The organism is uncultured Dokdonia sp., from assembly GCF_947492815.1.
Lineage (GTDB): Bacteria > Bacteroidota > Bacteroidia > Flavobacteriales > Flavobacteriaceae > Dokdonia.
The window spans coordinates 106,869-130,795 of sequence record NZ_CANLOB010000001.1 but is presented as its reverse complement, the minus strand read 5'-3'; the positions used below and the strand labels follow the sequence as shown (position 1 = coordinate 130,795).

Annotated in this window: 19 protein-coding genes and 22 tRNA genes; 14 read left to right on the top strand and 27 right to left on the bottom strand. The window is 34.5% G+C overall.

Annotation, left to right across the window (positions count from 1 at the left end):
- The first annotated feature begins 103 nt into the window (after positions 1-103).
- The 12 genes from Q1A01_RS00705 (at position 104) to Q1A01_RS00655 (ending at position 7,580) form a co-directional block, all read left to right on the top strand.
- A complete protein-coding gene (locus Q1A01_RS00705) occupies positions 104-493 on the top strand; it encodes a hypothetical protein (protein WP_299674428.1) in 390 nt (129 codons plus the stop codon).
- Between the two features lie 203 nt (positions 494-696).
- Complete coding sequence (locus tag Q1A01_RS23865) at positions 697-813, top strand: hypothetical protein (protein WP_366520077.1); 117 nt, start codon at positions 697-699, stop codon at positions 811-813.
- The gene (locus tag Q1A01_RS00700) at positions 810-1,298 is read left to right on the top strand and encodes an SMI1/KNR4 family protein (RefSeq protein WP_299674425.1); all 489 of its coding nucleotides are present in this window, start codon (positions 810-812) and stop codon (positions 1,296-1,298) included. Before Q1A01_RS23865 ends, Q1A01_RS00700 begins: the two co-directional genes overlap by 4 nt.
- 374 nt (positions 1,299-1,672) lie before the next feature.
- Entirely contained in the window at positions 1,673-2,065 is a 393-nt protein-coding gene (locus Q1A01_RS00695; protein WP_299674422.1) for a hypothetical protein, read from the top strand.
- A gap of 199 nt (positions 2,066-2,264) precedes the next feature.
- A complete protein-coding gene (locus tag Q1A01_RS00690) occupies positions 2,265-2,567 on the top strand; it encodes a hypothetical protein (RefSeq protein ID WP_299674419.1) in 303 nt (100 codons plus the stop codon).
- Between the two features lie 129 nt (positions 2,568-2,696).
- A complete protein-coding gene (locus Q1A01_RS00685) occupies positions 2,697-3,248 on the top strand; it encodes a hypothetical protein (protein WP_299674416.1) in 552 nt (183 codons plus the stop codon).
- Positions 3,249-3,568: 320 nt separating this feature from the next.
- On the top strand, positions 3,569-3,919 hold the full coding sequence (locus tag Q1A01_RS00680) for a hypothetical protein (protein WP_299674413.1): 351 nt from the start codon (positions 3,569-3,571) through the stop codon (positions 3,917-3,919).
- A gap of 119 nt (positions 3,920-4,038) precedes the next feature.
- A complete protein-coding gene (locus Q1A01_RS00675) occupies positions 4,039-4,509 on the top strand; it encodes an SUKH-3 domain-containing protein (RefSeq protein WP_299674410.1) in 471 nt (156 codons plus the stop codon).
- A 180-nt stretch (positions 4,510-4,689) separates the two neighbouring features.
- Positions 4,690-5,160: a hypothetical protein gene (locus Q1A01_RS00670; RefSeq protein WP_299674407.1), complete on the top strand. Its 471-nt coding sequence runs from the start codon at positions 4,690-4,692 to the stop codon at positions 5,158-5,160.
- A 209-nt stretch (positions 5,161-5,369) separates the two neighbouring features.
- Positions 5,370-5,945 carry a hypothetical protein gene (locus tag Q1A01_RS00665; RefSeq protein WP_299674404.1) on the top strand — a complete coding sequence of 192 codons (576 nt, stop codon included), beginning with the start codon at positions 5,370-5,372 and terminating at the stop codon, positions 5,943-5,945.
- Between the two features lie 252 nt (positions 5,946-6,197).
- On the top strand, positions 6,198-6,659 hold the full coding sequence (locus Q1A01_RS00660) for a hypothetical protein (protein ID WP_299674402.1): 462 nt from the start codon (positions 6,198-6,200) through the stop codon (positions 6,657-6,659).
- Between the two features lie 486 nt (positions 6,660-7,145).
- On the top strand, positions 7,146-7,580 hold the full coding sequence (locus tag Q1A01_RS00655; protein WP_299674399.1) for a phage holin family protein: 435 nt from the start codon (positions 7,146-7,148) through the stop codon (positions 7,578-7,580).
- A 596-nt stretch (positions 7,581-8,176) separates the two neighbouring features.
- Here the strand turns inward: Q1A01_RS00655 and Q1A01_RS00650 are convergent.
- Positions 8,177-10,369 (bottom strand): T9SS type A sorting domain-containing protein, encoded by a 2,193-nt coding sequence (locus Q1A01_RS00650; RefSeq protein WP_299674396.1) that lies wholly within the window; start codon positions 10,367-10,369, stop codon positions 8,177-8,179.
- 226 nt (positions 10,370-10,595) lie between these two features.
- Positions 10,596-11,696 (bottom strand): slipin family protein, encoded by a 1,101-nt coding sequence (locus Q1A01_RS00645; RefSeq protein ID WP_299674393.1) that lies wholly within the window; start codon positions 11,694-11,696, stop codon positions 10,596-10,598.
- Positions 11,697-11,844: 148 nt separating this feature from the next.
- Here Q1A01_RS00645 and Q1A01_RS00640 point away from each other — a divergent pair, with 148 nt between their 5' ends.
- On the top strand, positions 11,845-12,012 hold the full coding sequence (locus tag Q1A01_RS00640; RefSeq protein ID WP_299674390.1) for a hypothetical protein: 168 nt from the start codon (positions 11,845-11,847) through the stop codon (positions 12,010-12,012).
- A 349-nt stretch (positions 12,013-12,361) separates the two neighbouring features.
- Here the strand turns inward: Q1A01_RS00640 and Q1A01_RS00635 are convergent.
- The 4 genes from Q1A01_RS00635 to Q1A01_RS00620 form a co-directional block, all read right to left on the bottom strand.
- Positions 12,362-12,440: transfer RNA gene (locus Q1A01_RS00635), tRNA-Leu, on the bottom strand.
- 162 nt (positions 12,441-12,602) lie between these two features.
- A tRNA-Phe gene (locus tag Q1A01_RS00630) sits at positions 12,603-12,675 on the bottom strand.
- 7 nt (positions 12,676-12,682) lie between these two features.
- A tRNA-Trp gene (locus Q1A01_RS00625) sits at positions 12,683-12,753 on the bottom strand.
- Between the two features lie 35 nt (positions 12,754-12,788).
- A tRNA-Phe gene (locus Q1A01_RS00620) sits at positions 12,789-12,861 on the bottom strand.
- A 610-nt stretch (positions 12,862-13,471) separates the two neighbouring features.
- Here Q1A01_RS00620 and Q1A01_RS00615 point away from each other — a divergent pair.
- Positions 13,472-16,981, top strand: a complete 3,510-nt coding sequence (locus tag Q1A01_RS00615) for a T9SS type A sorting domain-containing protein (protein WP_299674387.1) — start codon at positions 13,472-13,474, stop codon at positions 16,979-16,981.
- 60 nt (positions 16,982-17,041) lie between these two features.
- Here the strand turns inward: Q1A01_RS00615 and Q1A01_RS00610 are convergent, their stop codons facing one another.
- The 21 genes from Q1A01_RS00610 to Q1A01_RS00510 all read right to left on the bottom strand — a co-directional run bounded on the left by Q1A01_RS00610 (position 17,042) and on the right by Q1A01_RS00510 (position 23,905).
- On the bottom strand, positions 17,042-18,028 hold the full coding sequence (locus Q1A01_RS00610) for an RNA ligase, Rnl2 family (protein ID WP_299674384.1): 987 nt from the start codon (positions 18,026-18,028) through the stop codon (positions 17,042-17,044).
- A gap of 107 nt (positions 18,029-18,135) precedes the next feature.
- Positions 18,136-18,208: transfer RNA gene (locus Q1A01_RS00605), tRNA-His, on the bottom strand.
- Between the two features lie 31 nt (positions 18,209-18,239).
- Positions 18,240-18,310: transfer RNA gene (locus tag Q1A01_RS00600), tRNA-Gln, on the bottom strand.
- A 30-nt stretch (positions 18,311-18,340) separates the two neighbouring features.
- Positions 18,341-18,412: transfer RNA gene (locus tag Q1A01_RS00595), tRNA-Arg, on the bottom strand.
- Positions 18,413-18,521: 109 nt separating this feature from the next.
- Positions 18,522-18,674, bottom strand: coding sequence for a hypothetical protein (locus Q1A01_RS00590; protein ID WP_299674381.1), 153 nt, complete (start codon positions 18,672-18,674; stop codon positions 18,522-18,524).
- A 795-nt stretch (positions 18,675-19,469) separates the two neighbouring features.
- A tRNA-Leu gene (locus Q1A01_RS00585) sits at positions 19,470-19,543 on the bottom strand.
- A 31-nt stretch (positions 19,544-19,574) separates the two neighbouring features.
- Positions 19,575-19,647, bottom strand: a tRNA-Leu gene (locus Q1A01_RS00580).
- A gap of 96 nt (positions 19,648-19,743) precedes the next feature.
- Positions 19,744-19,837: transfer RNA gene (locus Q1A01_RS00575), tRNA-Val, on the bottom strand.
- A 10-nt stretch (positions 19,838-19,847) separates the two neighbouring features.
- A tRNA-Met gene (locus Q1A01_RS00570) sits at positions 19,848-19,921 on the bottom strand.
- 106 nt (positions 19,922-20,027) lie between these two features.
- Positions 20,028-20,101, bottom strand: a tRNA-Ile gene (locus Q1A01_RS00565).
- Positions 20,102-20,107: 6 nt separating this feature from the next.
- Positions 20,108-20,232 (bottom strand) — tRNA-Leu (locus Q1A01_RS00560).
- 89 nt (positions 20,233-20,321) lie between these two features.
- A tRNA-Pro gene (locus Q1A01_RS00555) sits at positions 20,322-20,393 on the bottom strand.
- A 164-nt stretch (positions 20,394-20,557) separates the two neighbouring features.
- Positions 20,558-20,630: transfer RNA gene (locus tag Q1A01_RS00550), tRNA-Asp, on the bottom strand.
- Between the two features lie 176 nt (positions 20,631-20,806).
- Positions 20,807-20,900, bottom strand: a tRNA-Gly gene (locus Q1A01_RS00545).
- A gap of 6 nt (positions 20,901-20,906) precedes the next feature.
- Positions 20,907-20,989, bottom strand: a tRNA-Tyr gene (locus Q1A01_RS00540).
- A 97-nt stretch (positions 20,990-21,086) separates the two neighbouring features.
- Positions 21,087-21,181 (bottom strand) — tRNA-Cys (locus Q1A01_RS00535).
- Between the two features lie 5 nt (positions 21,182-21,186).
- Positions 21,187-21,259: transfer RNA gene (locus tag Q1A01_RS00530), tRNA-Asn, on the bottom strand.
- A gap of 6 nt (positions 21,260-21,265) precedes the next feature.
- Positions 21,266-21,352 (bottom strand) — tRNA-Ser (locus Q1A01_RS00525).
- A gap of 4 nt (positions 21,353-21,356) precedes the next feature.
- Positions 21,357-21,443: transfer RNA gene (locus Q1A01_RS00520), tRNA-Ser, on the bottom strand.
- Positions 21,444-21,448: 5 nt separating this feature from the next.
- Positions 21,449-21,542, bottom strand: a tRNA-Lys gene (locus Q1A01_RS00515).
- Positions 21,543-22,558: 1,016 nt separating this feature from the next.
- On the bottom strand, positions 22,559-23,905 hold the full coding sequence (locus Q1A01_RS00510) for an ATP-binding protein (protein ID WP_299674378.1): 1,347 nt from the start codon (positions 23,903-23,905) through the stop codon (positions 22,559-22,561).
- Between the last annotated feature and the right edge of the window lie 22 nt (positions 23,906-23,927).

Sequence of the window (23,927 nt, the reverse complement as noted above, 5' to 3'; positions counted from 1 at the left end):
TGACGATACCAGTGATTAAAAACAATGTAATTATATAAAAGCTATGATCATGCATCATAGCTTTTAGTATTTTAGAAGATGAAGATAGGTTAATATAAATAAGATGAAAATAAATATTGAATTTATACAACAACAATTCGAAAATATTGCACAACAATACAAGTTAAAATGGATAAATATAACGGATTGGACAAGGGAATTAATCAATGATAAAGTTAGACTGAGTTTTGGTACAGAAAGATGGGAAGACGGAATGACAGTAACGATAGAAAATGAGATGACTAATGATTTTTATTATATTAACCATATAGAAGAAATTCTTGGTTTTGAAGTATTTGGAAATGAGTTTTTTACCTCTGAGGATAACATCTATTACGAATCTTTAACTAGAGGTAATGATAAGATTGTTTTTTATTTTAGGATTTTGTTAGAGCGTTATTGTCAAAAAGCACTGTCTGGAGATTTTTCAGAACTAGGTCCAAGAGATCAATAATTTATTCTTTATTCCTACTAGTTTGAAATTGGTGGTAATAAGAGTAATCAGAAAATAACAATAAGCAAAAGCTATGACCTTACGTCATAGCTTTTTGTATTTTAGGTCAAATAGAAGTGTGTTTTGTGATTTGAGATGTTATTTGTTTAGAGTTTTACTCAATACGGCACTCGTCACAGACGAGCGCTAGCGGGGAATGTACAATGCAGTTAGTGCTAACTGAAATACATGAAAAAACGTACCCTCATAAAGGAGGTGCTGGTTTATGGATGGATTTATTTGATATAGTTTATAAGAATAGGAAAAAAGCAAAAAAATGAAAGATTTAAAACTTAAACAAAGTGCTGAAAAAATATTTCCAGAACAATTAGAAATTTTTAAAAATAAATTTGATTTGACATTGCCAAAAAGTTATGAGGATTTTATTTCAGAAAATAATGGTGGTTACCCAGAAATATCTGCATTTGATAATCCAAATGAAGACGGCTCTATTATCAATGTTTTTTGTTGTGTAAGAATAGAAGAACCTGAGTTAGATTTTTTAAACCCCACACCAAGATTAATTAGTTCAAAAAGTTTAATTGAATCACATCAAATATTAGAGAAGAATATTTCTAAATACTTATATCCTTTCGCTTTGGATGAAGGTGGAGGTAAATTTTGTATCTCAATGCGAGAAGAAGATTTTGGTTCAATTTATCAAGTCTTCTTAGATGGTACTGTAGATGAACCGGTATATGTCACTGATTCTTTTGAAAACTTTATTAATGGATTAGAGGATCCAAGCATTTATGATGTAGATTAAGTAAAGAAGATATGTGAAATGGATTTCAGTGAAAAAATCTACTAACTCCGTTCCCGCCAGTTTGTGACTGTTGCTGTAATAGTAATCAGAAAATAACAATTTGCAAAAGCTATGACCATGTGTTATAGCTTTTTGTATTTTGGGGTAAATAGGAAATAGATTTTTGTATTCTTAATTCTGGAAACACTTGTCACAGACGAGGCTAGCGGGGAAAAACTTTCTGGTTTTGGAAAAGAAATTCATAGATTTGAATGGAAGCATGGGTATCGTTTTGACCCTAAAACAAAAATGATGGTTCCGCCAGAACTAGCAAAAGAAAAAAATCTACGCGCATTAACGAGAATGAACGAAAATAAATTGTAATACGAAAGATTATGTTAATAACAGAATATATACCTTTTATTAGGTCACAATTTCAAAGTATAAAAGAAGAATATAAAATGGATTGGGATACTGATAGTAATCAATATATTATTACGTTAAGTAATGAAAAGGTATTGATAAAATTTTTTACTGAAATAAGAGAAGAGGATATAGGTATTACTTTGAGAAACAAAAAGATAAATGAATTTTATTATGATTTTCCTTCATTAAAAGGTTTTGATAATTTTAATGAGGGATTAACGGATATTGAAATTTCAGAAGTAGAAACATTTACTGATGATATAAAGGCTACAGTATTTTTATTTAGAACTTTTTTTGAAAAATATTGCCAAGACATGCTTTCTGGAGATTTTTCACAAGTAGGTCCAGGACTTCCTAATTAGATGTATATCCTTTTTTACCTGCTACCACCAGTTTGTAGCTGGTGGTGTTAAGAGCGATCAGAAAATAACAATAAGCAAAAAGCTATGATCACGTATCATAGCTTTTTGTATTTTGGAGTAAATAGGAAAGAGGTTTTTGTGTTCTTAATTCTGGAGACACTCGTCATAGACGAACGCTAACGAGGGTAATTGATAAACTATGGATATAAGTGAATTAGTAATAGGAGATGTTTTTATTGCCAATGATAACATTGTTATTGGAGCAACATTTAAAGACATAAAAAGTAAAGAAGAAGGTGCAAAAATGGATATTTCATTTTTTGTTGATTTATGGAAAGGGAAACAATTAGAAGTTTCAGGGAATGGATATAATATTAAGACTAAAATATTAGATGTTAATGTTACATCATCGATAGCTGAATTTAAAAATATTTTTTTCTTAACAGATTTGAAATCTATTGGGAAGATAAAGGTTAACGATTCTGTCATCGTATTACAATAAATTAAATGTAAATCTTGCTCTCGCCAGTTTATAATTGGTGGCGTAAAGAGTGATTAGAAAAAAAACAATTTGCAAAAGCTATGGCCCTACTTCATAGCTTTTTGTATTTTAGGTCAACGAGTATAATCTATGGAAATAACAGATATACAATTAGATTTTTTATGGTTAACTAAAGGAGGACCACTTCTTGGAGCACCTGATCCTTTTTGGGAAAAATGGAGAAAAGAAAAATTAAAACTTAGTGATTTTATAAAAATAGAGTCTATACCTAAATTAGTACAGCTCATCGTTACAGCCTATAAAGATCAATATCCAAGAAGTTATTGGGGAGGAGGGATTCTTTTAGACCTTGAAAACTATGCTCCCAAAGAAGAAGAAGGATATGTTCTTATAGAATCTTCTAGTATGATAAGAAAAGATATTAAGAAGATCAAGAAGAAACATTACACAGATAATGAAGATTTAAGCTATCTCTCAGAATTAATATATGAGTTTACAGATTCTCATGAACTAGAAGTGCCAATAGAAACCATTTTAGAAGGGAAAGCGTATGAAAAAGTTACTAATGTAAATGAGATTACATATACGGTAGAAAAGAGTCCTATAGCACAACTTGTTATTACACCTCAGAGTTTTAAACTCATCGTAAATGAAGCTTATTTTGTGTACTTAAGTTTATAACTTGACTATAAATTAGTATTAATTTAAGTATTCCTTGACCCACAAGTTTCTAAAAGGTGGCGTAAAGAGTGATCAGAAAATAACAATAAGTAAAAGCTATGACTATACGTCATAGCTTTTTGTATTTTAGGTCAAATAGAAATGTGTTTTGTGATGTTATTTGTTTAGAGTTTTACTCAATACAGCACTCGTCACAGGGGAGCTTTAGAGGGTATGTATTTAAAGGGATTATAAAAGATGGTTATAAGGTTGAGTTTTGGATTGATAAACAAACTAAAGAAATAGATACGGCATACTTAGTATTTTAAAAATTATATGTAATGAATAAAATAGAATTTTACATACTTGAAAATTGGGGAAAAGTTAATAAACCATTAACTAAAGAATATGCATTATTAAGTCATTTTTTAGATGATATTGGACGTTATTTTCCGTATCATCAAGATGATACGATAGAGAATTTGAAAAATATCTTGAAAGGAGAGAAAACCTTTGCTGATATACAAGATCCAGAAGTTTACTGGAGTTATGGTGAAGGTTCTGGATATTTTGAAATAGAAGGTACAACTGCTTTTTTTGAACCAGATTCATCTGATGCACCAAGAATTGTAATGCCGTTGGCAGAGGTTATAGAAATCGTTCAAGAGTGGATTGCTTTTCTTAGGCAATAACAAGATGATTTTGAACCTCAATTAAGTACAAATCAACCAGATATTACTAATGGAAATGATTTGATATAAAAGAGAAAAGTGAGTTTTGATTCTTATGCATTTAAATATAAATAAGAGTAATGAAATTTAGAGAAGAAGTACAAGAGCTTTTTAAAAAAGCCGGTTGGTATCAAGGTAGAAATATACAATCAGTTTTCGATGGTATTCCTAGGTTTAAAGAATTTCCAGATTTTCTCAAAGAATTTTTATATGAATATGGCGATTTAGAAGTTGAAACGTATAAATATTTTGAGGAAGATGTAACGGCATATTTAAACTTGAAAGCCCTAAAAACAGGTGTTTATAAAATAAATAATTACCTTGATAATCCTAGGTATTATGGAAATATGATAACATTTCCTATCGCAGATTATCATTTAGACGTTACAATTCTAGAATGTGATTTGGAAGGCAATATATACATGTCAGGTGATTATCCGTGCTTAGTTTCCAATGATTTTAAGAAAGGTATTGAAAAAGTAATTATGGAAGATTATTCTAATACTTTAGAGTGGAACCCAGAAAAAAAGATATGGGTTCAAGAATATTAGAGTTTTGATTCCTAATGCTCCTAGTAGTTTGCAATTGGTGACGTTGAGAGTAATCAGAAGACAATAATATATGAAAAGCTATGGCCTTACGTCATAGCTTTTTTGTATTTCGCAAAAGTGTATTTTTGAGTATATGAAACAAAAAGATGAGTACTTATAGTTTAGAATATTAGAGTAATAATGAAAACATCGTATCATACATATGACAAGGGAAAAGGATTTTGGATAAAGGAATCTTATTTTGAATTAGTAAGTTATTTTATAGTAAAATCATTTATAAACGAAGAATTAGAGGACAAACCTATGTGGTATCTAGATGTATATGAAGATTTTTTAGATATAACAAATGGATATGTTCAAGGCTATGCTTATCTTAATTTTGAAGGAGATTTAGAATTCATTGAGGAACGTGAACAAGAAATAATAGTCATTTTAGAAAAAGCTATAGACATAATAGTGTTAGAAGGGGAAAAAGTCTCTTATAATAAGTTAAATAAATGGGAAGAGGATAAGAAAGATTGGCCAGATACAAAAATAGAATGGATATCAGATGTTTACGCTGAGGATTTAATTAACGTAGTAAACATTTTAATGAAAATGCTTAAACACGAATGTAAAGAAAACATTGATGTTGATTGGAAAGTGAGATAATTCCCCGGCCCCCACGACGCTTTAGCGTGGTGGTAATAAGAGTGATTAAAATAACAACAATAAACAAAAGCTATAATGTGTCATCATAGCTTTTTGTATTTTAGGTTAAATAGAAGTGTGTTTTGTGATGTTATTTGTTTAGAGTTTTACTCAGTACGGCACTCGTCACAGACGAGTGCTAGCGGCGACATTTATGTAGAGAAATAATTATGAATATAGATTTTGATATAGCATTTTTATACTATCAAGAACTAGCAGTTCTTGATGGACAGGATCCTAAAATGGAGGAATTAAGGTCACATATAGATAAGTTTAAAAAATATGTTGAATCTTCAAGTTTATCAGATTTACTAAAACTTATTTGTATTTCTTATAAATCTAAGTATGGACAGGAGAGTTATTGGTATACGCAATTGTTAATACAAGATGCTTATAAAATAGAGGCAGTTTATCCAAGTGATTTGGATGAAGATTCAGATCTTTACCTTCCTGAAGAAAAAATGATAAGAAAAGATTTAAAACATTTAATTTTAAAAAGATTTGATGATTTTAAGAACAATGCTTATTTACTAAAAGAAATGGAGATAGTATTTAAGGAGTCGCAAGATCAGTTAATGCTAGCACAAAGTATAGAGGGAGCATTAGGAGAAACATCTTTTATGAGAGAAGATACTCTAGAAGAAACTGTATTTACAGTAACAAATTCTCCTATTGCAAGCATTACAATTAATGCTAGTACATTTATCATAGTTATCAATCAAGATAAATGGATAGAATATCGTTAATTGTAAATAAAGTTTAAAAGTATTAAAACCCCTGCTCCCCTAGCTACTGCCTGGTGGTAAGGGTTAATACAATAACAATATACAAAAGCTATGACCCTACGTCATAGCTTTGTATTTTAGGTCAAATAGAAGTGTGTTTTGTGATTTGAGATGTTATTTATTTAGAGTTTTACTCCTTACGACACTCGTCATAGACGAGCGCTAGCGGGGAATGATGATCATTTGATTAAGCTTAATTTTTAAAACTTGATTATGGCAGAAACAAAAATAGATTATAAAGAAAAAAAAGGTTTTTGGGTTGTAGAAGATTTAATGGAATTGGCGTTTCAATATATTTACAATGAATTAAAACAAAAAGACACGTACGATAATTTTTCTGATATAGAAAAATTACTATTAGATAGCAATCTAATAATAAATGGGCGTTGTAGAGGATATTTGACCTTATCTTGGAGACGATTCTTTACAGGAGAACAAGATGAATTAGAAATGATCCGTTTGTTAGAAAACATAATTGTAAAGCTACATACAAAAGAAGAAATGATTTCAGTAGAAGAATTACATTCTTTTTCATCAGAATCAGAAGATTGGAAAAGTTTTTGGGATAAACCTTTTCCAAAAGAAAACCTGCTAAATGTTTTTAATGCTTTAATTAAAATGTTAAAAGATGAGTGGGAGTCTACAAATCATGACATAGGCTTTAAGTGGGATTAACACCTTGTCCCCAACCCCGCCAAGCTTTAGCGTGGTGGATATAAGACTCATCAAAACAACAGTAATATGCAAAAAAACTATGACCATGCATCATAGTTTTTAGTATTTCTTTATAAGCTTTATCGCTTCGCTCTCTCTTCGGTCGTAAACATCACAAGTTCGATTTAACGATTCACTTTCCCTATGATCATGAACCTGCCTGCAGGCAGGTCTCGTAAACTCAATTTCGCGAAAGCGTAAAAACAAAAATCACACATAATACATGTTTTATTAAAACAAATTACATAAAATTTGTATTTTATTTGTAATATGTGTATATTTGTAAAGAATCTTACGACTAAGAAACCAGAATATATGCTATGAAAAATTCTTGAGGTTTCTAGTCTTACCAACAAACAGTCGAGAATATAGTGAAGCTTGCTACTAGCTAGGAAGCTTGTATCGCAACGCCCCAAACATGATGTTGAATTTTTAAAAACAATTGCAATGGAAACAGAAAAAATAACAAAAATCCTATTTTGGGTATGTACAATACTAGCGCCTGTACAAGGAATGATGGTGACTATGATTTTCTTGATTATCGTAGATTTTATCACAGGATCCTATGCTTCTTTTAAAAATGGCGTGACAATACGTAGTTATCGTATTATGCATACCATTTCAAAGTTTTTTATCTACAACCTAGTGATTTTGGCAGCTTACTTTATGGAAAAACATATTCTAGAAGAAATCCCATTATTAAAGATTATTGCAGGCTTTATTGCCATTGCAGAGATCAAATCTATCCTAGAAAATTTCAACAAAATCTATGGTGTCAATCCTTTTAAAGCATTGACCAATCTTTTAAAGAATACCGCATTAAAAGAGACTTTAGATCAACTTTCGGAAGATCCTTCCAAAAAGAAGAAAAAGAAAGTGTGAAAAAGTAAATTAAAGTCATCTTTTCGGTTTTTCTTTTTTTTCATCGCCAAAAAAAGAAACAAAAAAGTCTAGGCTTACAAAAAGTTGTCTAAATTTATTACTCGATCCCTGAATTTCCTAAACTCGCTTCGCTCAGACAGTATGAAATTCTGCGGGATTCTCACTTCAAATTTCACAACAACTTTTTGATAGGCCGCTGTTTTTAATGTGGTATGATTAAAATATTCCAAATGCTTACTCAATAGAAGCTATTGTATTTCCCTCTTTTTCTTCAGTATAATAAAAACGTTACGTTAAAAATTTTTGAAGCCTTGGAAACGACAAAACGTAAGTTTTGGGCGAGGAGGAACTTGGCAAAGAAAGTTTTATGATTTTTCGCTTAAAGCGAAAAAATACCTAAGAAATCGAAGATTCATGAGTTCCAAAATTTAAAATAGAAATCACGCGAATAGAAAGTGTCTTTTCTTTTGGTTCGTTTCCTATGGACAAGCAAAGAAAATGAACAAGCAAAAATAGAAAACACAAAAGGTGACTGAGTGATTTACCGAAGGTAAATTTTATCGAAGCCACCTTGTGTTTTATTAAATGTAAGCGAACTACTGCTTTATAATCTTTAGCGTTTGTGAGGTATTTTGGACTTTATCTACAATAGCTAAAAAGTAAATTCCAGTCGTTAATTTTTCAACATCTAGTGTTGTACTATTAGTAGTCATTTGTTTTGTTTCAGAAAGTACTTTTTTTCCGTCGATGCTATATAATGTAAAAGCAACATCACCTTGATAGGCGCCAGAAATTTGAAGTAAGTTAGCTACAGGATTCGGAAATACCGTTACAGGAGTAATCACTGCTTCTTCTGTATTTAAAGCAGCACCAGAAAAATAAGCAAGCCCTCTATCATACACATCATTTCCTATTTGTTCTCCTAAAAAACGACCAGGAATATCATCAATAGGAGGGTGGATACCTCCCCAAATTCTGGATAAACTGGTTTGATCTGAAGCATCTTTATAAGTGGCCCATTGTAGTGTCATATCTACAGAAGGTCCTTGTTCAAATACGAGAAATTCATTTTGAGCAATGTCAAAAGTTCCCATGCCTCCTGGGAAAAAAGGATCACCTGTTACTAGCGTAAGAATTTGAGCAGCAGCGCTAGAGAATGTAGAGTGTCCCGAAATATACCCCGCAAAAGGAGGCGTTACAAACGTAGGTCTTTGATATGGCCACCACCTATTAGCATAAATCCAATCTACACCCGCAATATCTGTATCAGGTTCTTCTATAAAATCAGGTCCTTTCCAAGCATTCATTTTTAGTTTACCAACAAACTCATTTGCATCACCTGCTAATGGATCTCCTTCTTCAATTACTTCAATAAGGCCGTCTATAAGTGGGAGTCCATGCGGGTCATAATTTGCCAAAGAGCTATCATCACTTTGTCCTCTTCCTGCCATATAACGTATGGCAGATATAGGACGTACATAATCATAATATCCTTTTAGTCCCCATGTATTTACAGCGCTATCATGCATAGCTGCGCCTAATAAGAAATACGTTTTAATATCCCATTCAAGATCAGATACGGTTTCCCCTTCACCTCCTATTTTCTTTTCTAGAAGAGGGTTGTCATTTACATAATTCAAAATAGTAAACCAATGCCCTGGAGGGGTTTCAGAATCAGGGCCATCTGCCCAGAATTCAGCAAGTACTCTTGCATAATCTGCTCTAGGTACCATTTGCGTTTCATATGGCTGTCCTGTTGCTGGGTTTGTATCATGACCAATACTAGCATCACCTCCATTTTCAAAATCATAAAAATCTTGGTATTCTTCAAAGGTAGTAGGATAGCTTTGTATGTTTCCGATGCTTGCAGGTGAAATGTCAATCATGACACCATCAGCCGGATCTAATTGTTGTGACCAAGAAGCCACTAAACCAAACCCCCATTTATAAGGGTCTTGTAAAGCATTGCCGTCAGAATCTTGAATAAGTGATGGACTTCCAGGGTCGTTATATACATAGTAATCAAATCCGTTTATTGGAAAGATTTCCAAATTGTCTTCACTAAGCGCAAAAGGTGTTACAATACCCCATTCTGGACTTAAAAAATCAGGTACCTGTGTAGGAATTGGGTTTCCTGATTGATCTATAAATGTTTCAAAAGCGAGTGGTTGCCATCTGTTTGGATCGATTTCATTTGTCTCATCATACATGTCTAGTAACAAAGGCTCATTAACGGGAAGATACGAAGTGTTGCCATAATCAAAATCTTCATTAGAGCCATCTTGCAATCCAAAAGCAATCATTTGCGCAGCCATATAATTTCCTAATGCTGCAAACGATCCTCCTGAGTAATCAGTATCTGTAAAGGATGCGTCATATGATAATTCAGAAAACTTGGCTTCTAATGCAGGTAATGTATCATCTACTCCAGGAGAGTTGGCAAATCGATGCATTAATAATCTAAAAACAGCATAACTTATCACTTCGTCTCTAGCAGCTTCTAAATCGGCTTCATTATCTGGAATAGTTATGTCATCAAATGGAACTTGAAAACCTCCAAAAGATTTTCCTAAAAATAAAGGAACAGAAGTGTCATCAAAAATAGCCCACCCATCATACATTAATACAGAAGTATGAAAAAGATTTCGCGCATGTACCGTAGGACGTGCAAAGTCATTACGGATGGCTTCTAGAAGTTCTTCATTCCATTCTCTAGCGATGGATTCCTGTGAATTTACAGAGATAGTACTTAAACATAAAAAAAGTACACAGCGTAATGTTCGCATCATAATTTCAACTTTTATAGATTGGTTATCGTGAAGATGTAGTCAATACTACATTTTAGTGATTGTTGTAAAAATATGAATTCTTAAGAATGTATCATTTATCATATTTGTTAAAAACGCGATTTATGTAGTTGTTATCATGCTATATAATAACAAATGTATTGCTTAAAGAGTATTATGAAACAATAAACGCCAAGATATTATCTTAGCGTTTGTTTTGATATATGAATTACTTTGTTGTAAATAATTCCTTTAACTGTGTGACCATACCACTATTTCCAGTAAGTGTAATTTCACCAATTTTATCAGCAATTTTTTCAACATATTCCATTTCTTTCAGCTTATAAAGCATTTCGTTTTCTTCCATAAGCTTTGCGGTATTCAATAAACTACGAGTACTCGCAGTCTCTTCTCTACGCGTGATGACATTTGCTTGTGCTGTTTTTTGTGCAATGAGCACACGGTTCATAATGTCTTTCATTTCTCCCGTAAGAATAATATCACGTACACCACAATGTAGGACTGTAACACCTAACTTTTTTGCAGTGTCTTTGCTATCTTCAAAAACAGATTGTGCCAAAACTTCTTTACTTTCCAGTAATTCATCAAGTGTATATCCACCTACAAAAGCACGTAATGCTAGTTGTAATGATACATATAATTGCTTTTCATACTCTTTTGTTTCTAACAAAGCTTTCTCAATATTAGTTACTTTATAGTGTGCATAAAAGTTTAAACGTACCGTTGCTTTATCTTTAGTTAGCAATTCTTGACCTGCTATTTCTAGTTGCAATTGACGTAAATCTACTTTTGCAATTTTAATAGTGGTGTCATTACGCCAGAAACGGTAGGTACCTCCTGTTAAGGTTTTTACATATTCATCATTTACGAGCATGACTGCTTTTTCATGAGCAGCTACTTCAAACACACGAATGTGACTATGTAAGTCATACTTAGCAAATACAGCTTTGTCTATCTTTTCTGTGATATAAATCTTCGAAAGATCGGCGCGTGTAAAATCATAGGTTACGAGACCTTTCCAGAAGACATAACGTCCTGCAGTAAGCGTTTGGCTATATTTTCCATTTTTGTATACAATCACAATCTCGTGATCTAACACATCAATGACATGCCATAAATTAGTAAGCTCTTTATCTCGTAAAAAGACTTCTAAATCTAATGCATTAGATGTAAAAGAAAGAGAGGTGTTGTATATGTGTACGCTTTCGCGAAAGCGTACCCAGTAAACTCCCTCTGTAAGGACACGTTTGTAATCTCCATTTTTGAAGACTAAGCCGACTTTACCGGCATTAATACGTACTTTTTTCATAATTCTCATGCCCGCGAAGGCGGGTATCTTTTGTTTTTAATCCCATCTATCTGGGAAATAGTTAAACTTCAGTTTTTGAGTATAGTACTCAGCATAACTTCGATGACCGGTATACATAAAAGCTATATTTTATTAGTAAAACACTATTATGAAAAGTCTGAAGGACAAATTCAGTTACTTTTTAATAGTTTCTTTATATATTATTTTTCATTTCGCTAGTGCTATTGTTTCTGGCATAGCTTTCGCGAACCTGCCTGTCGGTAGACAGGAGCGTAATTCTTTTAAAAAACAATACAAGAACTATCATCCTTTATGAACGGAATAAGAGATTTTATAGACTAGCCTACTATTGGTTTTTTAGAGATTGTAAACGAGAAAGAAAAGTTTAGAAACAGTCCTTTGCCGAAAACAGGTACTATAAAAAAGCAACAATTTTGTAGCATCTAAAATCAATGATTCAAAGTACATACAAGATGTGTTGTAGTCTCCCTAAAGAGAAACAACCGATAGTTCTTACATTGTTTATAATTTATACAGATTAACAGTCTGTTGATCAGTTTTAAAAGATGATCAGCTTGATGGTGGAGATGTAACGTATCTCCTAACGTCAAAAAAGTGTAGTGCTCTACCGCTGAGCTACAGACCCTTATTTTTCTGTATGATTGTGGGTCTGATAGGATTCGAACCTATGACAGCTACCTTTCGTTGCCAGAGCCTAAATCTGGTGCGTTTACCAATTCCGCCATCCTGAAAGCAGGAGTGGGACTCGAACCCACATAACGATGTGTTGATTTTTGGAGAATCAAAAAACCTCTATGTCAAGTTGGATATGCAGCCATCATACAAAAACTGTAATACCGCATACAATAGTGCTATACAGAAACACCCAACAAGACTTGCATAGTGTGAAACAGATACGAGTCGAACGTATATCTTCAGGGCTTCAACCTGACGCTTATACCGCATAAGCTACTGTTTCAGTATTGCACGCCCACAAGGATTTGAACCTCAACCCTAAGTTTTGGAGACTTAGATGCTACCGTTACACCATAAGCGTGTGTTATATTGAAGAGATATACTCTCAATATATAGTGAAACAGATACGAGTCGAACGTATATCTACCCGTCTTCAGCGGGTCGCTTATACCACATAAGCTACTGTTTCAAGTGTACACCAAGAATATTGATGTACGTGTCTCCCGAGAATCGAACTTCAGACTTGCAGGATATACCTACTGTGCTAGCCATTACACTACAGACACATTGTTGTACTTACATATTGTAAGATATTTTGTAGAGCGCGATAATGATGTTTACTTAGAAAGTAAACAACATTTTTAGTAGCTTAAAATGTGCGCTACTAAACTGATCACCACCATCAGATCACACTCTTTTTCAGTATGAATTAAATTCACACTTACTTGTTTCATTTTTTAATCCCGCCATACGCCATGTTATGACGGGATATCCTTTTTTTGAATACCTCATTGATTCCAAAAGATGAGGTCACTCAATTAGTATTTACAGTGCAAATGTGAAACGTTATTACGCAGTCTTTTTGCGTAGTATTTTAAAAATTTATTTTTTATTGAAAATGAGCGATTTTCTATGTTGAATACGTGTTTTTTATACTCTTTTTCCAGAGGGGCGTTACGGCTTTGCCATAGAAATGAGGGGTATTGTGTTTTTTAAGAAAATTCTTGTCAATAGTTCCTTGAGTTTTTTATAACTTAACTAATAACTAACTTATTTTTAACACCTTATACTAATCAAAAATGAAGAAAATTACACTTTTTATTTTATGTCTTTTTGGTGCGTTTACAGTTTACGCCCAAGACGGATCAATGTCACCTACCTCATATGGTCAAGCCGAATATATGAGAGAGATACCAGCACTATCTTCTATGGATAATATCATAGCTGCTGCTGGATTTGAACATGTAGCTCCTCCTAAACGAAGAGGATCCAATACATTTATTCCAGGAAAAGGACTTCCTGCAGGACCAGATCCTTTACTTCAAAAACAAGGAGAAGTACAAGCTATTCAAGGGAGAGCTCCTGTGGCTTCTTTTGGTGCTCATCAAGGAACTGTATTAAATGATCCAACGGGAGCAATAGGCCCAAATCATTATGTATATGCTTTTAACTCTGGTTTTGGAATCTTAGATCGCTCAGGAAATGTATTGCTTCCAGAAGCATCTTTAGGAACTATATTTCCAGGAGAAACCTTAGGAGATCCTGTTGTAGTATATGATCGCTATGCAGATCGTTTTATTATTATGCAATTTAGTAACACACCTAATGGTTTTTTAATCGCGGTAGGACAAGGGCCAGATCCAGTAAATGATGGTTGGTTTACCTATCGTTTTAATACAGGGTCATTTCCAGATTATGAAAAATTATCTATCTGGAGTGATGGCTATTATATCACTGCAAATAAAGATCAAGGATCTATTACAACAAGTGAGGTTGTATTTGCGGTAGAGCGTGATGAAATGCTAGTAGGAAATCCAAATGCTCAATTAATTGGATTTCCATTACCAGGAGCATCAAATAATGGATTTTATAGTCCAGGAGGATTTAATGCTACAGGACCTACATTACCACCAGTAGGAGTACCACACCCTATTGTATATATGCAAGATGATAGTTGGAGTGGAGTCTCTCAAGATCACTTAGATATTTGGAATGTAAGTGTGAATTGGAATAACCCAACGAGCTCTTCAATTTCAAGTCCGCAACAAATCAATACAGCTTCTTTTGATGCGGTGTTTAATGGAGGGTCGTTTAATAACCTTGATGAACCGGGAGGTGGACCTAATATTGATGCTATTCAAGCCACGATGATGTACATGACAAACTATAGACGTTTTGGAACGCATAATTCGGCAGTAATGAATTTTGTAGTGGATGTAAGTGGAAATGATACTAGAGCAGGAATACGTTGGTATGAATTACGTCAAACAGGAGATAATCAACCATGGACTATTTATCAAGAAGGTACCTACTCACAACCTAGTTATAGTGTGTTCTGTGGAAGTATAGGAATGGACTTCCAAGGAAATATAGGATTGGGATATACCATTGTAAGTAATTCTATATTTACATCATTACGATATACAGGGCGATTAGCATCAGATCCATTAGGAACGATGACAGTTGCAGAGCAAAATATTGTAGACGGAAATGCACAAACAAATAGACCAGATGGACGTTATGGGGATTATTCACAACTTACGATAGATCCAACTGATGATTTGACGTTCTGGCATATTGGAGAATATATGAATGGAAGTGCAGCAACTGTTAGAAAGAGTCATGTGGCTGCTTTCCAAATTGGTTCGGCAGTACCAGATTCAGACCCTCCATCTACACCTACAAGTTTGGCTGCTTCAAATACAACAGCAACAAGTACTGATTTATCTTGGAATGTTTCTACAGATAATATTGGAGTGACTGGATATGATGTGTATCAAGATGGAGTTGTGGTAGGAACCGCGTCTGGAACTAGCTTTACAGTAACAGGATTAAGCCCAACCACCACCTATAGTTTCTTTGTGATTGCAAAAGATGCTGCAGGAAATCAATCAGGACAAAGTAATTCAGTAAGTGTAACCACAGGAGCAATTACTGCATGTACAGGTGGAATTTCTTCATTCCCATATTCAGAAAGTTTTGAAAGCTCGCTAGGAGATTGGACACAAGCAACAGGAGATGATTTAAACTGGACGCGCGATTCTGGAGGAACACCTTCTAATAATACAGGACCTTCTAGTGGTGCTGATGGTGCATTTTATATTTATGTAGAAGCTTCTGGAAATGGAACAGGATTCCCAAATAAGCAAGCGATCATCAATTCTCCATGTTACGATTTGAGTAATGAAACAGAAGCAACCTTCTCATTCCAATATCATATGTTTGGATCTAATGATGCAGGTAGTATAGCATTAGAAGCTAGTAATGATAATGGACTTTCATGGACGGCTATCTGGAGTCAAACAGGAAATCAAGGAAATCAATGGAATACGGTAAGTCTAAACCTAGCGGCATATGTTGGAAGCGGTGTTCAGTTACGTTTCAATAGAGTTACAGGAGGAACATGGCAAGCAGATGTTGCGATAGATGATATAGCTCTTACTACTTCAGGAGGAGGACCAGGAACAGGATGTTCTGGAGGTATCACTGCATTCCCATATGCAGAAAGTTTTGAAAGCTCGCTAGGTGCTTGGTCACAAGCTACAGGTGATGATTTGAACTGGACGCGTGATTCTGGAGGAACGCCTTCTAATAATACAGGACCTTCTACTGGAGCAGATGGTGCATTTTATGTATATGTAGAAGCTTCTGGAAATGGAACAGGTTTTCCAAATAAGCAAGCGATTTTAAATTCTCCATGTTTTGATTTGAATAGTGCTTCACAAGCAACCTTCTCATTCCAATACCACATGTTTGGATCTACAGATGCAGGAAGTATAGATCTTGAAGCTAGTAATGATGATGGAAATACATGGACATCTATTTGGAATCAAACGGGTAACCAAGGAAACCAATGGAATACGGTAACTCTTGATCTTGCCGCATATGTAGGTGGAGGGCTTCAGTTACGATTTAATAGAGTTACAGGAGGGACATGGCAAGCAGATGTTGCCATAGATGATATCTCTCTTACTACAGATGGAGGATCTAGTAATGATTGTGCTGCTGGTGATTTAACACTTACCATCAATCTTGATGATTATCCAGAAGAAACGGCTTGGACGTTAACTTCGGGAGGAACAACAGTAGCTAGTAATAGTTATTCTACTGCAAATCCAGATGGATCTACAGTGGTTGAAAATATTAATGGATTAAGTTCTGGAGATTATACCTTTACAATTACAGATGCTTTTGGTGATGGTATTTGCTGCGGATTTGGAAATGGATCATATACCCTTGAAAGTTCTGAAGGGGTAATCGCTTCTGGAGGAGATTTTGGAGCTTCTGATGTGACTGCTTTTTGTGTAGATGATACGAAGTCTCAATCATTGAGAACACAGCCACTGGCTAGTGATGATAATACATTGTTTAGAATTTATCCTAATCCAGCCGAAAGAATACTTTATATCGATGCGCAAGATGCGTCAGTAAATAATATTAAAGTATTTTCAATGCTCGGTATGTTAGTAAGTGAAGTAAATGATACAGGAATTCAAAGTATTGATATTTCAAATTATAAAGCAGGAACCTACTTTATAAGAATTACAGCAGGTGACACAACAATTACACGAAGGTTCATTAAGAAATAAATCTACGAATAATTAGCATAAAAAATGGCCTTCCAATTGGAAGGCCATTTCTATTGTAAACTATAAATACATAGCCTTTACTAATGTAGCCGATACTACATTTAGACGCTTTGTAATTACTTTACGTCTTTCTTTTTCTATGGTATCCCACAGTGTACGATGCTCTTTTGTAAAATCTTCTAGCGCATCTTTAGCAAAAAAACCAATAGTTTTTCCAATAGTCTTTATTTGGAATTCTCCTAGTTTACTTTGTACATTTATTAATCTATTTTCTGTAAGATAACTATGTAGTATGTTCCATAATATGGTCTCGTCTTTAGTAAATTCAATAGGTTTTACTACTTTCTTTACGTTAGATTTTTCAGACCATTTCTCGTTTTTGTTTTTTAAAATAACACGAGATCCATTTCGGAACATGCTGTTTTTAGAAGGACGTATCACAACCCCTTCGCAAAAATTAGTTTCCATTTCTGGATAACCTAACCATAGTGGAATATATGTGCTAAATAGATTAGGGTATTCTAAACAATCTTGTAAACTTCCCTCAAAAAGTGTTTTTGCATAAAACATACCTGTTTTTTCAAAATAACTATTAGCTTGATGTACATCAAGGTATTTCTCCTGATTTACACAGATATCAAAAGCATAAAAATCATTTTTTGGAGAATAACTAATTCCCTTTTGTACTTTAACCATACTAGGGATTTTTTTTACATCAGGATGTCCATAAGAACCTCCAAATAATTCTCCATATACATGAATGACCACTACTTCAGGAATATCACTTTTCAATAAAGAAAACAATTCAAGAATACGCACTTTATACATTTCTAGTACAAATCGGTAATTGTTAAATTGTTCTCCTTCTTCAATGAGAGCTGTCCTTTTAGCTACGCGTACATCTTTTCCATCACAAATAAATGAGAAGTTTGCACCATGTACTTTTTCTTGTACGACAAAAGTATCAGTTCCATATCCGTGAAGGTGTATTTGTTCTATCACCTTCTCTCGATATGTGTTTTCTATAGAATTGTATTTCTTGAACATGAGTATTTATTTAAATATTAAACAATAGGAATAATGCAATACGTAATTGCAAGTCAGTTATGATCTTCATATTGTTTAGTCACTCATAAGATCGTATTACACTTTAGGGGTGTTTCCGGGATTCGAACCCTGTTATCTAGATTCACAGTCTAGCACTTTACCACATAAGTTAAAAACACCATTTATGCTCATAGAAATAAGCTTTAATTAGATAACCTGATAGGATTCGAACCTATACTGCCAGAGTCAAAGTCTAGTATGCTGCCATTACATCACAGGTTATTATTCTACCTAAGAATAGGTATGATTTTGCAGATCTAAAAGGAGTTGAACCCTTACCCCAAGGTTCGTAGCCTTGTGTGCTATCCATTACACCATAGATCTAAATGGTACGCCACGCTACATAGAGATCAAGAAATTAGAAGGTAACCTATACCCATATATTCTATGTAAGATTCGTAGCGTACTTCCCAACTAAGTTTTGTTAGGTTGACTATAAACGTATAATGATTTTTAAATACGCTTTCGCGAAAGCGTATAAAACCATACCTACGAGTTTAAATATTGTAATAAAAACGATTTGAGAATACTGTCGTTTTGAATATGCTTTCCAAGGATTATCGTAGAACGTTCCCTTGTTTTCCACGCTTTTCCTCTTCGCATTGAGGAAGCACGTACATATTCGATGCCTATTTACATTGTAACTGTTCGGCAACTTAGACTAGGCTTGCATAGCGGTTCTTTGTCCGCACTTTGCAACTACAGGGGTTGGCTCCCCCACCATTAACAAGCGTCTCCCTTACGAGCGGCTTGCGAGAATGTTTACCACATACTAAAGGCTTGCGGCCTCCAATATCCCATATCTTGCAATGGGTTTAGGCAACTACTAACTGTTACAACATCTGAAGTCTTTTGCGTATGTTTCCTCTACAGTGGAAATGTAGTGCTCTAATTACATTGAGCTATAAAGACTATAAAAGCCTTTCTGAGGGTTGAACTCAGATACAAATTGACTTGACCTTAGGAGAAGGGCTTCAGAGATGGCTTCATGGATTTTGGCCCACAAAATACCAACCTTCTCCTTGCAAGCTTCTCAGCTCACCGTATTTTTAAATCACCGGACAGTTTCCTGCTGGGTAACCTATCATACTATTACTAGCACCGTACTAAGGGATAGTTAATACGTCACCAAATAACTACAACTTTTCCTGTTGATGTCTCCATCTCAAGCCTATTTTTAAGTCGGCTATACTTCCCTAAGTCTTCTCAGCGGTCGCCCCTGAATTCTCGTGAAAATATGTTTGTTGCTTGCTTACATGTACTCTTTTCTTTTCAGAAAAAAGTCTCCATATGCTATGCCAGCATACAGATTTATCCTTGTTACCAAGTTTATCTAAGGACTATAAGCAGCCCACCTTTTCACAATGTGATGAGGATTTTGTGCTCCACCTTGGATTCGAACCAAGAAATCGCAGGGCTTAAACCTGATGCCTTTTCCATTTTGGCCAGCGGAGCATTGTATATGTTTATTATAAACATCAAGTAGTACAGGAAGAGAGATTCGAACTCTCAAAAGCTTGATTCTAAATCAAGAGCGTCTACCATTCCGCCATTCCTGCAATTTGTTGTATTCCGTAAGGGAATCGAACCCCTAATTCCACATAGAAATGAGTTAAAGTGTGGCGTCTTCACTATTTGACCAACGGGACAATAAGTTGGAGTATCAGGATTCGAACCTGCCTATGCCGGCAGGCAGGCCTGAGACCTCTACCATGTAAGGGTAGCACTCTACCGCTGAAATATACTCCAATGTAAGATGTTGGGGCATTAGGACTCGAACCTAAAACCTCCGGTTAATGAGACCGGCACGCTAGCCAATTGCGTCATACCCCAAGTTAAAATGATATAAAAATTGTATTGCAACATAAAACACGAGTCTGAACCTTCTACCATATAGGGGTAGCGCTCAGACTTGAGCGTGTTTTATAATCATACTTTGTTGAGGTATTAGGACTCGAACCTAAAACCTCCGAGTTATCAGCCCGGTGCGCTAACCCATTGCGCCATACCTCAATTTTGTACTCCATAAGGGAATCGAACCCTTGTTGTCTGGTAGAAATGAGCTCGCGAATTCAACGAAACCTATTTCTTAAATATGCATCAAGAGTTAAAACCGAGTGTACTAACCACTATGCTAATGGAGCATTATTGTCTAAGAGACAGGATTGACCTTGTCTTTCCTGCCATGTCTCATTGAAAATCAAATTCAAGTAAACTTGATATGACTCTTTCGTCTAAGAGGCAGGATTCGAACCTGCAACCTCCCGCATCCAAAGCGGGTAAACAGCCATTGTTATTCTCCTAGAGATCACAGTATATATCCATACTGTTTTTGATATCTAGGAATTATGTATTGCGATCATAATCCCTAGATGAAAGTCCTTTCTAGACTCTATTTGTTTTTGCAGTACCGATGAGATTCCCTTCGACTTCACTCAGGATAAACTTCTCATCCCACGTGCTGCTTTGCAGTACCGATGGGATTCGAACCCACAACCTTCCGAGAGACAGTCGGGTGCACTAGCCGTTGTGCTACGATACTATAAATACCTATTAAGATTTGAACCTGCCTATGCTGGCAGACAGGCTTAGACTTTGGGATTAGAAATGCTTTGCATTCACAAACTCAAAAATTTCAAATAAATAACTTGTGAGTTAAATCCTTTGTATTTCCTTTAACCATAGGTATATGTTGATCTACTTATAAGATCACTGTTGAGCAGTTACTGAGATTCGAACATGCCTATGCCGGCAGGCAGGCTCAGACCTAAAGAGTGGAAGTCTATTATGCTGCCATTAATACCATAACTGCTTATTGTGGAAGTAGTAGGACTCGAACCTACACGCTTCGAAAAGACTTGATTTACAGTCAAGCGAGCCAACCAATTGCTCAATACTTCCAAGTAGTAGAGACACATGAGATTGCTACGTTTTCTCATAAAGTCACAAAATAAATCTCTAGAATATTCAAACAAGTTTGATACTGTTTCAATACTTGAGACAAGGATGAGATTCGAACCTGCCTATGCCGGTAGGCAGGCTCATATATAACGGGTTTGCAATCCGTTGCCTAAACCATTCAGCCACCCTGTCTTGTGCGATACTGATAGGATTCGAACCTATACTTTGAGAGTTAACAGCTCCCAGCTCTGCCAGTTAAGCTACAGTATCAAGATGCGGAGAACAAAGGGATCGAACCTTCACTACTGTAACGCAGACTCGATTAGCAGTCGAGCGCAACAAGCCAATATTTGCCTATTCTCCATAGCGGAAGGAGTGGGAGTCGAACCCACACGAGTCGTTAGCTCCTAACAATTTTCAAGATTGTGGCCACCGCCAATTGGCTTGCCCTTCCATAAGTAGACATGATGAGATTTGAACCTGCCTATGCCGGCAGGCAGGCTCATAACCTCCCAGTTAAAAGCTGGGTACTCTGCCAGTTGAGTTACATGTCAATGTATATACTTGTTATTTCATAAAGATGCTATGAAGACATGAAAAATGATGTGTTGGAGATTGTTCAATTATACGCTTTACAGTTTTGCTCTCTCAATGATCGTGAATCTCGTAAACTCGATTTCGCGAAAGCGTAAAAATAGTAAAGCCAACAGTTTATAATCATGTATTAGTTCTTTATAAAGGAACTTGTATATGTTGGTTTTCAATATGTCAATGATCGTAGTGCATAAAAAAAGACGCCTTTTTTGGGCGTCTTTTTTATAGTATAAGAAATCGATATATGCCTATATGCGTTTCCGTTTTTGTGCTATAAAAAAGACGTATGTGTCCGAGTCAATATATAAGCGGAGTTCCATCTGCTCTACACACCATCCTTGGTGTAGACTAAAGCTCGGTATTATAATATTTACTTTCATGTGTTACGTTTTATTTCTATTTAGAAACAACATTTGATTGTTTCTGATTGCGATGCAAAGATCGAATTAATTTTTAATTCTCCAAATAAAAAATCAATTTATTTTACTGATAATCAGTAAGTTGTGTTTAATTTTGAGCATAAAAATCCTAGTCCGTATTTAAACAGATATTGGATTTTTTTGCAGTAGACTGTCTCTCTGTTGCTTAGCTTCCAAATGGTTTTTCTATTATGTGATTATATGTTTTTCAATAGGTGAGCTATTTTTTTAAAAAATTTTTGTGTTTTTGTTTTATTCATATGTTTATTAAACATTTTAGGCATAAAAAAAGCGCCCAATTTCTCGGGCGCTTGCTTTATATATGTTTGATTTTTTCTAATTATACTGTCATAATGCAAAATCTTTAGAATACATACAAGCGCCCTTGTCCATAACGATAAATTCATTTATCCCACGGTAATCGCACCACTGGCTTAACAGTGATTTCGGTGCTGTATGTTGTATTCTTTGTATCATTTACGGCACAAATATGTTATATTTTTTTGGTTTTTGGAAAAAATAGGGCCAAATTTTTATTGAAAAGATGGATGTTTTTTTAAATACTTAATGTCTTTCCTTCTTTTATATACTCTTTTTTGATTCCTTCTAAAAGGACATCATATGTAATTGTAGTGGTGCTTTTTGCAATTGTTTTTAAACATGCATATTGTATAATGTTTACAATATTAGAACCTGTGATAGCAAATTTTCTAGCGATTTTTTCTAAAGAAATACGTTCTTCGAGAGAGACTCCTTTGGGTAAATTATTTTCCCATAACTGGAAACGTTCTTTATGTGTAGGAGCTTCAAATTCTATAATAGATTGGAATCTACGTGTAAAAGCGGTATCGATATTATTTTTAAAATTAGATGCTAATATAACAAGTCCTGGATGTGCCTCTATACGTTGTAATAAATAGGATACTTCTTGATTTGCATATTTGTCGTGAGCGTCTCTAACATTGGTTCGTTTTCCAAAAATGGCATCGGCTTCATCAAAAAATAGAATCCAATCTTTATGAATGGCCCTATCAAATAGGCTAGATAGATTTTTTTCTGTCTCTCCAATATATTTTGAGACTATCATAGATAAATCTATTCTATAGACATCTTTTTTTGTGTATTTCCCAAGAAGTCCAGCAGTGAGTGTTTTTCCAGTGCCTGGAGGACCGTAAAACATCACACGATATCCAGGTTTAATTTTACTTTTCATATCCCAATCATTTAATAGAATATCATTGTACTGTAACCATGTTTCTATTTCTTTGACTTCTTGTATAGTTTTGTTATTTAAAACAAGATCATCCCAAGATAATTCAGTAGTGATTAAACTTGCCGGAAAGTCTTGACTTAGTGTGGGTTTTATCTCTAAACCGATGGTCAATTTTGTAAGAACTTCTTCATTTATTAATAGTTTACCGCTTAAATAAGGTTCTCCTTTTGGGACTTGTTCTATATAAAGGATCTTATTTTGAAGTAATGTATTTGAGGTTTTTAGAGACTTGATGATTTCTAAACGTTTATCAATCGTATTTCCTGCCAAAATATATACTACAGTCTCTCCAGTAGGGATTATTCCTCTATGATTTTTTCCTTTTATTCCTCCAAACTCTACAAATTCACCGCCATTAGGTAAAAAGTCTGATATGATATTGTTCAATAATTTGGGAGAAATATGTGGTATTAGTGCTGTACATAAACATATCGTTTCTTCAAAAGAAAGTTTTTCGTCTTTGATATAGCGTCCAAGTATAGAAGTGTTATTCTTTACATTTAATGCAGGAACAGGTAGTTGCTCATTGATTAATTCTAAAGAGAGTCTATACTTAATATATTCTTCAAGGAAGTCAAATATAGGTGTTGCAGAGGCGGTAACAGTTTTGTCAATTTCAATATCTATCATTGTTCTCTGTATTGATAGTTAG